Genomic DNA, 15,315 nt, shown 5'->3' on the forward strand with positions numbered 1-15,315 from the left:
AACAATCAAAATTAAGTGAAGAGAGAAGAGTGATAGATCGTGAATGAAGAAAAATTGCCTCCAGTTGTTGGCATTAAGAGTTTCACAGCTGTCGCCATTAATAGTGCAGCAAAAGCTGGAGAATGGATCAAAATAAAGCTAGGTAGCTTTGAGAATCTAGAATTAAAATATTCTACTGCGGATCTAGTTACCGAAATCGACAAAGGGTCGGAACGTTTGATTCGAAAATTAATTGGAACACATTTTCCTGATCATGCTTTTCTAGGTGAAGAAGGTGTTGAGCCTGGTGCAGAAGCATCCTCAAAAGCTATTGCTGATGTGAAAGATGCTGAATATTTATGGATAGTTGATCCTATCGATGGTACAACCAATTTCGTGCATGGATTTCCATTTTTCTGTGTATCAATTGCATTAGCTTATAAGGGCGAGGTCATCGTTGGAGTTATCTATGATCCGATGAAGGATGAGCTTTTCGTAGCTGAAAGAGGTAAAGGAGCTTATGTACACGGTAAAGTACTGACTGTATCCAAGGATGCAACGTTGCAACAAAGTCTTATTGCTACAGGCTTCCCAGCAGACCAAAGGTATGCACTACCACTTAATATGAAGAGCTTACAACATCTTGCACCGAAAGTACGTAATATTCGAGTCTCAGGCTCAGCAGCGCTTCACATGGCTTATGTAGCAGCAGGACGTCTTTCAGGTTTCTGGGAAATGAATTTGAACAGCTGGGATCTTGCAGCAGGTTCACTTCTTATTCAAGAAGCGGGAGGCACGGTAACGGATATTGCGGGTAACCCATATACATTAGAAGTTCGCAATATTGCATCTTCAAATGGGATTATTCATTCAGAGTTAGTTGAGGAATTACAAAAGTCACTACTTTAATAACCTTTGTGAAATTATAAATAATAATGAAGTTTAGATGTTATGAGCTAATTATGAATTGATAGATTTGACAATATAGTGAATAATAGTTGTGATGTAATATTACAAATAGTGATATTTCTCACGGTGTGCGTTATTAAACTACACTAAGATTAGAATATATTAGGGTAAAGGAGCAAAAATATGAAAATTCGTCAAAGCATAGTACGGAAATTCGTGCTTGGTATAACGCTTGCCTCTTCAATTACTTATGCAACGAGCGCATTTATTTTACTTGTGATGGATGGAATGTTTGAAACAATACCAACCTGGTTGTTTGTAGTAGGAACCCTTGCTTTTGGGGTGTTTTGGACAGGATTATTCGGTTATTTTGCTGCGAAATGGTTACTTCGGCCTTTACTCGCTGTGACTAATAATGTTACTGAAGCGGCTACAGGAAATTTGAATGTAGCTTCAGTAGAGATAAAAAGTCGAGATGAAATGTATCAACTTAGTGTGGCTGTAGATACAATGTTACGTCAATTCAGAACAATAGTAGAAAGTATTAAAGAGAATTCAGCACAAACGGATAAACATGTTCAGGAATTGCAAGGTGCAGTCAATCAGTCAGCAGTTCAACTTGAAGGATTGACAGTTCAATCTGAACAGATTACATCTGGTACGAGTATGCAAGCTAGTTCTACTAACTTACTATATTCATCTGCAGATGAACTATATCAATCTGCACTTCATATGCAATCTGAGGCAAATGTTGCTAAACAACGTACGGAGGAAATGAATCGCGCTGCGACTCAAAGTGAAGAAGTATTCCGTTCACTTGTAGATGGCATGCGCAAGTTAGAAGCATTGAACAAAGGTTCTTTAGAAACGATCGACCAACTAAGTCAGCTAGCAGAAGAAATCGGAAATATTTCAAGTGTGGTTGGCGGTATCGCAGATCAGACACATCTGCTCGCCTTGAATGCAGCTATTGAAGCAGCGAGAGCGGGAGATGAAGGTAGAGGGTTTGTCGTGGTTGCTCAAGAAGTTAAGTCTTTAGCGGATAGTAGCGGTCAAGCTGTTGGTGAAATTCGTACATTAATAGATCAGGTTCAGCAAGGCGTTGCTCGTGCTGTGCAATATATTACAGAGCAATATAAGCTCTCTAGCCAAGAGGCAGAGAATGGTGAGAAGTTTGCACAGGCTTTCCATGAAGTGAAAACAGATGCTGTAACTGTGGCAGTTACGGTCGAGAAAATGGCTGAATTACTTGCAAGACAAGCCGTTCAAGTAGATGAGTCACGTGAACAGACAAGTCGTGTAGCACAAGTGGCAGAGAATATTAGAGAAGGCGCAGAACGCGTTCATGATACGTCTCAACAACAAGCAGCAGTGATGGAAGAAATCGCTGCTTCGACTGATGAATTACGTGTGAAATCAACGGATCTTCTGCAGAAAGCAGCTTACTTTAGAACTTAAAATTATACAATGATAAAACCCGAGAGTGGAATGATTCCGCTCTCGGGTTTTTTGTCGTGCTTTACTGTCTCACTTCATATACTTGTATTGAGAAAGTAGACTTAAAGAATAAATCAATCTATTACTGCTAAAGTAATTTTAGCAATTCTAATTATTTAATGAAAATGAAATTGATCATATGTGGAAATTGCAAAAAATGTTTATTGCGATAAAGTTTTTCGATATTCATTTGGCGTTAATCCTTCATGTTTTTTGAATACTTTGCTGAAGTACTTTACATCTGGTATGCCTACCATTTCTGCTATTTTATTAAGTTTAATATTGCGATTTAACAATAAAGATTTTGCTTTATTCAAGCGAAAGCTAGTTACATATTCCGTGAAACTAATAGCATATTCTTGCTTGAATTTTCTTGAAATATATTCACGACTAATTAGAAAAGTATCAGCAATTTCTTGTAAAGTAAGTTCTTCATTATAATGAATCTCTATATACGATACAATATCAGAAAATGAACGTGACTTATTTTGTTGAATACTAGTAATTGCTTGCGATAGGTTCAAGTTAAACTGCAATACCCATTGTCGCCAATCATGTAATTTAATGCTGTAATCGTTGATGTTTGGTGGAATATTTAATGTATCTTGATGTTCCAGCATAGTTAGCAACTCGTTTTTTTGATTGTTCGAAATTTCTTGTAATAATGAGTTACGAAAGCTAAACATATCATCTAACCATAAGTGTAATAAGTGAGGGCTAATGTAACCGTTATTCATAAATTTTTCTATACAGGATATGGAATATTTCTGGATTAAATGTTGATTGCCACTTAGTAAGGCAACTCTCCATTCCTCCTTCACATCAGCAAAAGAATAAGCTACATTATTTTGGAATTGCCTTGTTTCACTACCATCATGCAAATAGGATGCAAAATCGAGCAGATTACGATGATCTAATGCCGAAATCGCTTCGTCATATTGTTTAGCTAGACTAGTTGGAAACTTGACTAGCGTCGTTGTACCGAAGTGGAACTTGCGGGAAAAATGGATATATATGGCATTATTAATTTTGTTTGTGATGAAAGCTCCATTCACTTTATTATCCCACAATAGTAAAATGATTTGATCGAATGAACCCCAGTATTTAAACGCTACGCCATTAAAGTTCCCTCCGATGCACTCATTACAAATATTTTCAATAGCGTAAAGTAAAAGATCCACATCGTTACCGAACCTATCTAATAAAGGTTGGTCTGCATTGTTAATTTGTAATATAACAAGTTGCGCATTAGTAATTTGGTTTGGAATAACAAGATCTTTTTTCAATCGTTGTATAGTGTAGTTAATATTTGCAGTATCATTAATAAGCCCAGAAAGAAGTTTCTCATCATGTACTGGCTTAAGTTGATTAAGCATTATCGATTGATTGAATTGGATTTGGCGAGTATTTTCCTCAGCTAACCATGCCTTAATAGCTGTAGCTACTGCAGAATTTATAATATCAGCATCGATTGGCTTTAATATATAATCGATCCCGCCACATTGTACTGTATTACGCATATATTCAAAATCACCATGTCCACTTATTACGATAAATTTACAAGTTTTTGAGAATTTTTCTATCCAGGTCATTAACGCAATGCCATCACCGGCATCCATCATCATATCCATAATGACAATCTGAGGTTTGTAATCACTCATCATTTCGATTGCCTTGTTCCCACCATCTGCTTCTTTGATTTCATTAATCCCATGTTCTTCCCAATTAACCAATAACCTAATCGCTTTTCGTACGCGAGATTCATCATCAACTATTAAAGCTTTCATTATTATTCACGCTCCAATGTTACTTGTGCAGGAAAAGTAATCATGACAGAAGTCCCTTTGTTTTCAGCATTATTACCAATTTCTAAAGTTGCTTTATTATCGTAAAGTAGTTTTAATCTTGTTAGTACATTACTTAGACCGATAGAAGGATGTGTCGTATCTTCATTGCTATCATGATCAATATGGTTAATTAAATTGATCGCAGTATGCTCTAGTTTTTGATTTAACTCATGCAATTTTTCAGGGGCAATAGGCAATCCATTATTGCTTATTTTGATATATATAACGTTAGCATGTAGTGCATTGACCTGAATCATTAATTGCTGATTATCTTTATTTCGCTCAAAACCATGCTTGAAATAATTCTCTGCGATCGGTTGTAGTATCAACTTTGGTACAGGCAAAGATAGTAAAGTTTCATCAATAGTATATTGTACTGAAAATTGATTTTCATATCGTTCTTTTTGCAATTCAATATAAGCTTTGACATGATCAAGTTCATCGTTTAGCTTAACTACTTTGTTGTTGTTGTGCATACTATACTGCATCATTTTAGCTAGAGAAGAAAGTAGTTTATATATTCGATCATTATTTTGTTCTAAAGCTAAAGTTCCGATAATTTGCAAAGTGTTATTGAGAAAATGTGGGTTTATTTGTGCTTGCATTGCCTTTAGTTGGTTATTTTTACTGGATAATTCTAATTTATACTCCCGTAAAACTAAGTTATTAATCGTTTTCATCATTTCACGAAAACGATTAATAATGTTACTAATTTCATCTTGATTCTTCACGGATGGAATAGCGACATCTAATTGTCCGGTTTGAATTAAACTCATATATCTTGAAAGCTGACGTATCGGCATTGTAATACGAATAGAAATGATGACGGTTGCAATAACAATAGTAATTAATGAGATGGTCAACAACAATAAGTTAATCGTAGCAGCTTTTTTTGTTTCTTTCGTTAAATATGCGATAGGTATTTCCTTCACTAGTTTCCAATCGGTTAAATTGGTTTTTATTTTTTGATAGACAAATAAACTGTTTTCTGATTCAAAATAATCTTGAAGTTGTTCATTAGCTAGCACACCTTCGTCGTACCAATTAGAAGCAAAAGGTTGTCCGTATTGCGTAGCATCATCACTGTAAATTAACTGGTTGTTATGATCAATAATATAGAACTTTTCATCGCCCGAATCATACAAATTATGAACAATGTTAGTAATGGCTTTAATATCAACATCAATTGCTAAGTGACCTATCACCTCTGTGGAAGGTATTTTTTGTATTTTTTTTTGCAAAGTAAATACATGACGAGCAGTATAGTTGTTAGTTGTTAATGATGTTAATCCATACGTATGGCTTAAATGGGTAGGTAATATTTGTTCGTTAGTATCCGTGGTGGGATATACATCGATATTATGGTTACGACTAGGTGTGTTTAATGTAACAAGCGTTGCTTTGTTATTTTTATTTTCATATAAGTACACTTGATACACATCAGGAACTACAGTTGTCATGTAACGCAATGAATCATAAACACGCGATTCACTAAACATATCATTGTAGCCACCTTGAATAAGCGATTGAATCGTATAAATATTAGAGCTTGCTCGATTTAAATTATCTAATAAAGTTGATAAATTATTCGCCCCTTGAAAGAGTAAGTTCATATTTTCTGAAGCCACTCTTTCTTTTAGAGATTCGTTCGTATAAAAATAACTGACGAACATCGTAGCTGAAATGGGAATAATAGTTGCAAGTAATAAAAAAACAATTAACTTACTTCGAATCGTTTTAAACTTCAATCTAACACTTCCAATCAATATTTTACCCCTTTTAGTTCACGCTAGTAGGTATTTGTTTGTTCTTCATATCACTATAATGACATTAATATAGCATAAAAGAGTTAAGAAGGGAGATACCTCATGAAAAAAAGACAGACGGAATGGGGACTGCAATCGTTCTTTGTTGGACCCGTGTTTATATTCTTCGTTCTTATTATGATAGTACCATTTGTATTAGGGATGTACTATTCATTAACGGATTGGAATGGTATCGCAAAAACAGTCAACTGGGTAGGATTTAGTAACTTTAAAACGCTTTTCACGAATGATTCTAACTTTTGGGAGTCGTTTTTATTTACCGCTAAGTTTACCATTGTTGGTGTAGTGTTGGTTAATATAGTAGGCTTTGCTTTTGCATATTTATTAACGAATGCATTAAAGCTACGGAACGTTATGCGTACGATTTTCTTTATGCCGAATGTTATTGGCGGCTTACTATTAGGGTTTATATGGCAGTTTATTTTTGTAAAAGGGTTTGATACCGTTTATAAACTTACTGACTGGTCATTTTTTGGACTAGCGTGGCTAGGTGATCCAACTACTGGATTTTGGGGTATTGTTACTGTGTTTGTATGGCACTCAGCTGGTTACTTGATGGTAATTTATATATCATCTCTAACTAATGTACCGAAAGAAGTTGTTGAAGCGGCAGAAATTGATGGAGCTAATCGCTGGCAAATGTTGCGCAGTATTACGATTCCTTTAGTCATGCCAGCAGTTACGATTTGTTTATTTTTAGCTATATCTTGGTCATTTAAAATCTTTGATATTAACTTATCGTTAACCGCAGGCGGACCGTACAAATCAACAGAATCTGTTGCTATGAACATTTACAATGAAGCGTTCCAAAATAACCGTTATGGACTTGGTACCGCGAAAGCATTACTGTTCTTTGTGACAGTAGCTATTATTACATTATTCCAAGTTCGCTTAACGAAAAGTAAGGAGGTAGAGGCATAACGATGAAACCATACAATGGTAAAACACTCATTCTAGAAATAGGGATGGTGCTAGTTTCACTCGTTTTTCTCGCACCGTTTTACTTCCTTTTAGTAAACTCTGTCAAACCTTTTGGAGAGATTATGTCGGATGCTGCAAGCTGGCCGCAAGTTTTTCAGTGGGAAAACTATACTAAAGCTTGGCAATTAACTCGTTTTCCAGAAGCGTTTCTCAATTCTTTTGTTATTACAGTTGTCGGAGTAGTGTTAATTGGACTAATTAGTTGTATGGCTGCTTACCGAATGGTTCGTGCTAATACAACATTTAATCGGATTTTTCTACTCGTATTAGTTGCGGCAATGGTCGTACCTTTTCAGACGATTATGATGCCACTGATTCGTGTTATTAGTGAATTAGGTTTAATGAATTCGAAAGCAGGGTTGATTATTAGTTATTTAGGGTTAAGTACCCCGATGGCCGTCTTTCTCTTTCATGGATTTGTTAAATCGATTCCATTAGAAATTGAAGAAGCGGCTACTGTTGATGGTTCTACTCGCATTGGCGTCTTTTTCCGAATTGTATTACCAATGTTGAAGCCGATGCTAATGACGGTCATTGTATTGAATACATTAGCTATCTGGAATGATTACTTGTTACCATCGTTAATATTGCAAAAACCAGATCTTAGAACGATCCCATTAGCAACGTTTTCGTTTTTCTCAGAATATACGAAACAATGGGATCTTGCGCTGCCGGCATTAGTACTTGGCGTTACACCAGTTATAGTATTTTTCCTGTTTTTACAACGGTACATTGTAGAAGGAATAGCAGCCGGCTCAGTCAAAGGGTAATAACCTAAATGTTATTATAAATTAATGAAATTAAAGGGGGATTAATTCAATGCAAAAGAGTAAAATTTTCAAATTAGTACCTATTTTGTTGGCTATGATACTAGTATTAGCGGCTTGTGGTGGTAATTCGAATGGTGGTAATGGAAACAAACAAGCAGATGGATCACAAGAGAAAAAGACAGTTACCGTGTTCCAATTTAAGACTGAAATTGTAGAAGGATTACATGAATTGGCAAGAGCGTTTGAAGCGGAACACCCAAATATTAAAGTCGATGTACAAACAGTAGGCGGTAGTGGCGACTACGAAGCTGGATTAAAAACAAAGTTTGCTTCCGGTGAAGGACCAGATATCTTTTCCAATGGTGGTTATTCAAAATTACTGTTGTGGGAAGAACGAATCGAAGATTTATCAGATCAACCATGGGTGAAAGACATTGCACCGGCAGCGGCTGATCCGGTTACTCTAGATGGGAAAGTATTTGGCTTGCCTCTTAGTATGGAAGGATTCGGGTATATATATAATAAAGACATTTTTGCAGAACTAGGAATTGATCCGTTGCCAAAAACATACTCTGAGCTAGAAGCAGCGGCTAAAACAATTGCTGAAGCTGGCATAACTCCATTTGCTAATGCATATTACGAGTGGTGGTTAGTTGGTAGTCAAGGCGTTAGTGTAGCATTTAACAATCAACCAGATACGAGTGCATTTATTGATGGATTGAATGATGGAACAACTACGATTGCCGGCAATGAGCACTTTTTGAATTGGGCGAAATTGATGCAATTAACATTAGACTACGGAAATAAAAATCCATTGACAACTGACCATAATACAGCTGTAACGATGTTTGCTAATGGCGAAGCAGCCATGATGCAACAAGGTAACTGGACGCAAAATATGATTGATAGTATTAATCCTGATCTGAATATGGGCGTATTACCGATGCCTATTAGTGATGATTCAGCAGTAACGAGCAAAGTAACAGTGGGTGTCCCTGTCAACTTAGTCGTTAATAAAGATTCAAAAGTAAAAGAAGAAGCAAAAATATTCTTAAATTGGCTTGTAAAATCTGATATGGGGAAAGAATATATTACGAAAAATTTCAAATTCATTCCAACGTTAACTACAATTGAAGCGACTCCAGAAGATTTGGGAGAGCTTGCTACTAGTTTGGTTGAATATGTAGATCGTGGTGAAGCATTCCCTAATATTTCTGGTAAATATCCAGATGGTGTGACACAAGAATTTGGTAGTGTCATTCAAGAGTTTTTGGCAGGAAGAGTGGATGCACAACAATGGACAGAAAATATGCAAGCTGCTTGGGATAAACTAAAATAATAAATTATATATTTATGTAGTATCGGGCTGTTCCAATGAAATCATTTGATTCTGAGGAACAGCCTTTATGTAAGTAAATATAATCATTCGCAAACAGCTAGAAATGGAGGGCTTAGGTGATGATTGATCGGATGCAAGTAGGCGTAGTTTATTATCCGGAACAATGGGATTCAGCTAGATGGGAAGCAGATATTAAGCAAATGAGAGAAGCCGGAGTTACCGTTGTTAGGTTGGCAGAGTTTGCGTGGTGTCGGATGGAGCCTGCACCAGAAAAGTATACTTTCGATTGGCTGGATGAAGTAATTGGCTTGTTTGCTCAAAATGACATAGCAGTTATTCTCTGCACACCTACTAATACTCCGCCTCGCTGGCTGACAGATCAACATCCGGATGTTCTCCCTATTAATGCAAGTGGGATGACTACACATGCTGGTGTCAGAGGTCATCGTTGTTTCAATAGTATCTCATTAAAATATTATGCAGCATCTATTATTAATCAGATGGCTATTCGTTATGGGTCACATCCAGGAGTTATCGGTTGGCAAATTGATAATGAATTTTGGATGCTGGATTGTCATTGTCCTCGTTGCAATACGACATTCAGACAATGGTTAATCCAAAAATACGAAACAGTAAGCAAATTAAATGAAGCGTGGGGGACGATTGTCTGGAGCGGAGAATACAGCGACTGGCAACAAGTTACTGTTCCTTATGGAGGTTCTCGCTTTCAAAACCCATCTTATTTACTAGACTTTGCTAGGTTTCAATGGGATATGATGGAATTGTTTTTGACAGAACAAATAAATACTATTCGTCAATATAGTAAGCAGCAGTTTATAACCCATAATTTTCACACATACCCACCACGGTTAAATCTACACCAGCTTGGTCGTGCACTGGATGTTGCTTCTTTTGATTATTATCCGAATACCGATCCTCATAAGCAAACAACTGGTCCGTATAGCGGAGCTTTGTCGCTTGATGTTACACGAGGTATCAAAAGAAAAAACTTTTATATTATGGAACAACTTAGTGGTGCACCAGGTTGTTGGTTTCCGTCATGGCGAGCTCCTTATCCAGGATTTATACGAGCTTTTACTTGGCAAGCTATTGCAAAAGGTGCAGATAAAGTATTACATTTTCGCTGGCGCTCGGCAACAATTGGAGCGGAGCAATTTTGGCAAGGGTTAATTGATCCGAGTAATGTGCCAGGACGAAGATTTTTAGAGTTTTCGCAATTGGCACAAGAAGTGAATCGCTTGTCGCCGAAATTAATAGATACGACATTTCAGCATCAGGTAGCTATTTTAATGTCACATGAAAATATGGAAGCGATGCGTATACAGTATCAATCGGACGGCTTTGATTATTACGAAAATATAAAAGATTATCACCGTATATTGACCAAATTGGGTGTCGGCTGTGATGTCATAGAAGTGGGAGCTCCACTCGATCAATATAAACTAGTAATCGTGCCAAGCTTATATGTAGTAAATGAAGAAACGGCTAATAGGCTTGAACAGTTTGCACAAGCAGGAGGTACAGTGTTATTAACATTTCGTTCTGGAGTGAAAATGGAGAATAATCATCACATCGAAACGATGCTTCCAGGATATTTGCAGAAAAGCTCAGGTATTTATGTGGAAGAGTATGATGCAATTGGTCAAAGTACTCAAGCTATTCGAGATGAAGATGGAGAGACATATACTGCTTCTATCTGGTGCGATATTGTCAGTTTACAAGGTGCAGAAGCGATTGCTTGGTACCAAGATGAATTTTACAGTGGTACACCAGCAATAACCTGTAACCGAGTAGGCAAGGGGAAAGTGTACTATGTAGCTACACATCCAGATGAAGCTTATCTTCGTAAGTTAATAACCCGCTTAGCTAAGGAACAGCACATAAAATATGATGCTAACTTACCAGACGGAGTGCAAATAATAGAACGATTTAACGAGAGTAACAAGTACCTCTTTATTATGAATCTGAGTAGAGTGGATGTAACAGTCCCACTTGAAAGTCCAGGTTATAGTCTGCTTAGTGCAGAAAAGAGAGAAAAGAAGATAGAGCTTGCACCTTATGAATTAGATATTTTAGAAATACCTTTGTCTTCAGGATGATGCTTCCGAAGGGGATTTTTTTGTTTTCTACGAAGTCTTTACAAGTAGCTAAAAGTTTAAGTATATGCTTTCGAAGCGAACTGTTTTCTATAAAGAATATACAAGTAGCTAAAAAAAGTTTTCAGGAGGCGTGAACAATGAAATTTCAAAATCCGATAATCCCAGGATTTTATCCTGATCCTAGCATTTGTCGTGCCGGTGATGACTACTATATTGTAACTAGCTCTTTTGGTTATTTCCCAGGAATTCCAATTTGGCATAGTAAAGATCTCGTGCATTGGCGGCAAATCGGTCATTGTTTAACAAAAGAAAGTCAGTCGCAGTTAGAAGGAGCGAAAATTTCTGAAGGAGTTTGGGCACCAACCATTCGTTATCATCAAGGACGCTTTTATATGGTTACGACAAATGAAAAGAAATGTGGTCATTTCTACGTGTGGACAGACGATCCTACGGGCGAGTGGTCAGAACCAATCTATGTAGATCAGTCAGGTATTGATCCATCCCTTTTATTTGAAGATGGCAAAGTTTATTTTACTAGTACAGGGACAGAACACGGAATTGGTATTTATCATTGTGAAATTGACATTGAGACGGGTGAGAAATTAACGGATACACATTTCATTTGGCAAGGTACTGGGGGGAAATTTACAGAAGCTCCTCATTTATATAAAATAAACGATTACTATTATTTAATGTGTGCTGAAGGTGGAACAGAGTATGGACATACAGAGGTAGTTGCCCGTAGTAAATCTCCGTATGGACCATTCGAGTCATGTCCGTATAATCCCATTCTTACTCATCGTAGTTCAGGTCGTAAAATTCAATCGACCGGTCATGCTGATCTAGTACAAGCAGTAGATGGAAGTTGGTGGGCAGTGTTTCTAGGTGTACGTCCAGTCGCTTATCCATATCGACATCACATTGGTAGAGAAACATTTTTAGCTCCTGTCCACTGGACAGAAGATGGTTGGCCGATAATAGGCAATCAAGGTACGGTTGAATTAGAAGAACTAGCTCCAAACTTACCATTTGTGAAGTGGGAGCATAGGTCTAATCGAGATGAATTTACTGATGCTTATCTCAATGATTGTTGGACATTTATCCGTAGCGGAGTACAAACGACATGGTCTTGTTCGGAGAGAGAAAGCTTTCTAATGATTACTGGTTCTTCCGATCGCTTAAATAGTGGTGGTTATCCTGCATTTATTGGGCGCCGGCAACAACATCATAGATGCGAAGTCACGGTGAGAATGGAATATGATCTTCATGAGGACGATGAAGCGGGTTTAACCGTATTTATGGATGATAGGCATCATTACGATCTTGCATTGACTAAAGTTAATGGTCAAATACAGTTTGTATTGCGAAGGCAAATTGGTAGCTTAATCGACGAAAAATATTCCAAACCAATAGATGGCACGGATGTGGAAATACGGATAGAAGCAACTAAGGCAGACTATTTATTTTATTACCGAGAAGGCAAAGAGCAGTGGAACAAGATAGGTGAAGGGGAAACTCGTTTACTATCTACAGAAGTTGCTGGCGGATTCACAGGAGTGTTTATTGCAATGTATAACTATTCACGTTATAAAACAAAAGCATATTTTGATTGGTATGAATATGAGGGTAAGGAGTAGATCACATGATAGAGACAACTAAAGATGAACAATATATTATATTGAACAGCCCGGTCGTTATGCCCAAAGCATCAGGTTTTTTATGGAATGATCATATGATGATGGATGTTAATTGTAGAGGCTATACTATTTCACAATTTATGCAACCTGAACCAGCAAAATATTCATATGCTCCCAATTTAGAAATGAAAACATTTATGCAGCCTGAACAGCCTTATTATGCTCATCATCCAGGACGCTTTATATATATAAAGGATGAGGAAAGTAAGGAGTTATTTTCAGCTCCGTATGAACCTGTACGCGCCATGCCAGACCAATACCAATTTATTGTTGGGAAGCATGATATCTCTTGGAAAGTAGTATTTAACGATATAGAGCTAAATATGTCGCTTTCTTTATCACCTGAAGAGCCTATTGAAATGTGGAAAGTAACAGTCAAAAACAACTCGAATAGAGAGCGGGAAATTAGTATTTATCCGTCGTTTACGATTGGATATATGTCCTGGATGAATCAAGCTGGTCAATATGAGGCCGATCTACAGGGAATTGTTTGTACCTCGATTACTCCCTATCAAAAGTATACGGATTACGAAAAAATAAAAAAATTAAAAGATATGACTTTTTTATTAGCCGATAGAGCGCCACTTAGTTGGGAAGCGAATTGGGAAGTGTTCGAAGGAGAGGGAGGCATCACTGCTCCGTCAGCGTTAGCAAATGAAACATTAAGTAATAGTGACGCTCGTTATGAAACACCTGCTGCTGTCATGCAATATTGCTTTACATTGGATGCGGGAGAAGAAGAACAACTTCGCTTCTTATTCGGACCTGCTCACAATAAACAAGATATTGCAGCGATAAGAGATAAATATTTTGTGAAAACGAATGCAGGGGGAGAAGACGGTTTTGCGATAGCGCAGCAATCATATAAGCAGTACATCGAGCGTGGGACAGGTAATATGACGATTCAAACTCCAGATACTTCCTTTGATCAATTTGTGAATCATTGGTTACCGAGACAAATTTATTATCATGGGCAGACGAATCGTTTAACTACAGATCCGCAAACTCGAAACTATTTGCAAGATAATATGGGAATGAGCTATATTGATCCGTCAACCGCGCGTCAAGCTTTTCTTACTGCCATGCAGCAACAAGCTGCGAGTGGTGCCATGCCAGATGGAATTGTTTTGCATAAAGATGCAGAGTTGAAATATATCAATCAAGTACCGCATACGGATCACTGTATCTGGTTACCGCTTAGTTTAATAACCTATTTAGATGAAACAAATGATTATTCTATTTTAGAAGAACTAATTCCATTTAAGGATGATCCAAAGCCTGTTAGCGTGTTTGAACATATCGTGCGTGCGATGAATTGGTTAATCACGACGAGGGATGAGCGCGGACTCAATTATATAGAGCAAGGCGATTGGTGCGATCCTATGAATATGGTTGGCTACAAAGGTAAAGGTGTTTCTGGGTGGCTAACGATCGCTTCCGCTTATGCTTTTAAAGTATGGGCAGAGATTTGTGAAAATGCTGGACAACCAGATGTTGCAGAGCAGTTCAGAACAGAAGCAAAACAGACAAATGAAATAGTGAATAAATATTTGTGGGATGGAAATTGGTACGCTAGAGGGATAACCGATGACAATGTTCTGTTCGGTATTCATACCGATGAGGAAGGTAAAATATTTATCAATCCTCAAGGCTGGTCGCTAATGAGTGGAGCAGCAGATGAAGAAAAACAACCGAAAATTTTACAAGCGGTAGAAGAGTTATTAGAAACTCCATATGGTGTGGAAAAATTAGCGCCTTCATTTACAAAAATGCGTGAAGATGTAGGGCGTGTAACGCAAAAACATCCGGGTAGTGCGGAAAATGGTGCAGTATATAATCATGCGGCAGCTTTTTATATTTTTGCTTTATACCAAGTGGATCAACAGGATAATGCATACCGCTTATTAAGAAAAATGATTCCTGGTCCAGATCTAGCTGATATTATTCATCGTGGTCAATTACCAGCTTTTATACCGAATTATTATCGCGGGGCTTACCGTCAAATACCTCGAACTGCGGGAAGATCGAGTCATTTATTCAATACAGGGACAGCAGCTTGGGTTTATCGCTGTATTATTGATGGACTATTTGGCGTGAAAGGAAGTAAGGATGGACTATCGATTTCTCCTCAGCTTCCGTCTGACTGGCAAACGGCATCGATTCAACGCCAATTTAGAGGTGCAGAGTTTCATGTTGTAATTGAGCGACATACAGATGTACAAGAAATGGCTATTTATGTGGACGATCAGGTCATAGAGGGTCATATTATTAAAAATATCCAAGCTGGTGAAAAATATGATGTCCTTGTAAAGTTACCGCAAACAGATATGCAATAGTATTAGAGTGACTA

The 15,315-nt window shown here is 37.4% G+C and carries 10 protein-coding genes; 8 read left to right on the forward strand and 2 right to left on the reverse strand.

The features are described 5' to 3' along the window. Nucleotides 1-39 precede the first annotated feature (39 nt). Together NV377_RS22400 and NV377_RS22405 are read left to right on the forward strand one after the other, a co-directional pair. The gene (locus tag NV377_RS22400; protein ID WP_258203041.1) at nt 40-888 is read left to right on the forward strand and encodes an inositol monophosphatase family protein; all 849 of its coding nucleotides are present in this window, start codon (nt 40-42) and stop codon (nt 886-888) included. A gap of 183 nt (nt 889-1,071) precedes the next feature. After that, on the forward strand, nt 1,072-2,346 hold the full coding sequence (locus NV377_RS22405) for a methyl-accepting chemotaxis protein (RefSeq protein ID WP_258203042.1): 1,275 nt from the start codon (nt 1,072-1,074) through the stop codon (nt 2,344-2,346). A gap of 200 nt (nt 2,347-2,546) precedes the next feature. On the opposite strand, the gene NV377_RS22410 is transcribed toward NV377_RS22405, so the two are convergent. Then, complete coding sequence (locus NV377_RS22410; RefSeq protein WP_258203043.1) at nt 2,547-4,172, reverse strand: response regulator transcription factor; 1,626 nt, start codon at nt 4,170-4,172, stop codon at nt 2,547-2,549. Between the two features lie 2 nt (nt 4,173-4,174). Continuing rightward, nucleotides 4,175-5,998: a cache domain-containing sensor histidine kinase gene (locus tag NV377_RS22415; RefSeq protein ID WP_258203044.1), complete on the reverse strand. Its 1,824-nt coding sequence runs from the start codon at nt 5,996-5,998 to the stop codon at nt 4,175-4,177. A 102-nt stretch (nt 5,999-6,100) separates the two neighbouring features. Here NV377_RS22415 and NV377_RS22420 point away from each other — a divergent pair, with 102 nt between their 5' ends. The 6 genes from NV377_RS22420 to NV377_RS22445 all read left to right on the forward strand — a co-directional run bounded on the left by NV377_RS22420 (nt 6,101) and on the right by NV377_RS22445 (nt 15,301). Beyond that, nucleotides 6,101-6,979, forward strand: a complete 879-nt coding sequence (locus NV377_RS22420) for a carbohydrate ABC transporter permease (protein ID WP_258203045.1) — start codon at nt 6,101-6,103, stop codon at nt 6,977-6,979. A 2-nt stretch (nt 6,980-6,981) separates the two neighbouring features. Then, nucleotides 6,982-7,809 carry a carbohydrate ABC transporter permease gene (locus NV377_RS22425; RefSeq protein WP_258203046.1) on the forward strand — a complete coding sequence of 276 codons (828 nt, stop codon included), beginning with the start codon at nt 6,982-6,984 and terminating at the stop codon, nt 7,807-7,809. Between the two features lie 49 nt (nt 7,810-7,858). Further along, nucleotides 7,859-9,148 carry an ABC transporter substrate-binding protein gene (locus NV377_RS22430; RefSeq protein WP_258203047.1) on the forward strand — a complete coding sequence of 430 codons (1,290 nt, stop codon included), beginning with the start codon at nt 7,859-7,861 and terminating at the stop codon, nt 9,146-9,148. A gap of 119 nt (nt 9,149-9,267) precedes the next feature. Further along, on the forward strand, nt 9,268-11,268 hold the full coding sequence (locus NV377_RS22435; protein WP_258203048.1) for a beta-galactosidase: 2,001 nt from the start codon (nt 9,268-9,270) through the stop codon (nt 11,266-11,268). Between the two features lie 137 nt (nt 11,269-11,405). Next, nucleotides 11,406-12,905: a glycoside hydrolase family 43 protein gene (locus tag NV377_RS22440; RefSeq protein ID WP_258203049.1), complete on the forward strand. Its 1,500-nt coding sequence runs from the start codon at nt 11,406-11,408 to the stop codon at nt 12,903-12,905. 5 nt (nt 12,906-12,910) lie between these two features. Further along, on the forward strand, nt 12,911-15,301 hold the full coding sequence (locus NV377_RS22445; RefSeq protein ID WP_258203050.1) for a GH36-type glycosyl hydrolase domain-containing protein: 2,391 nt from the start codon (nt 12,911-12,913) through the stop codon (nt 15,299-15,301). Nucleotides 15,302-15,315 lie beyond the last annotated feature (14 nt).

The sequence above is a fragment of the Paenibacillus endoradicis genome (genome assembly GCF_024721975.1).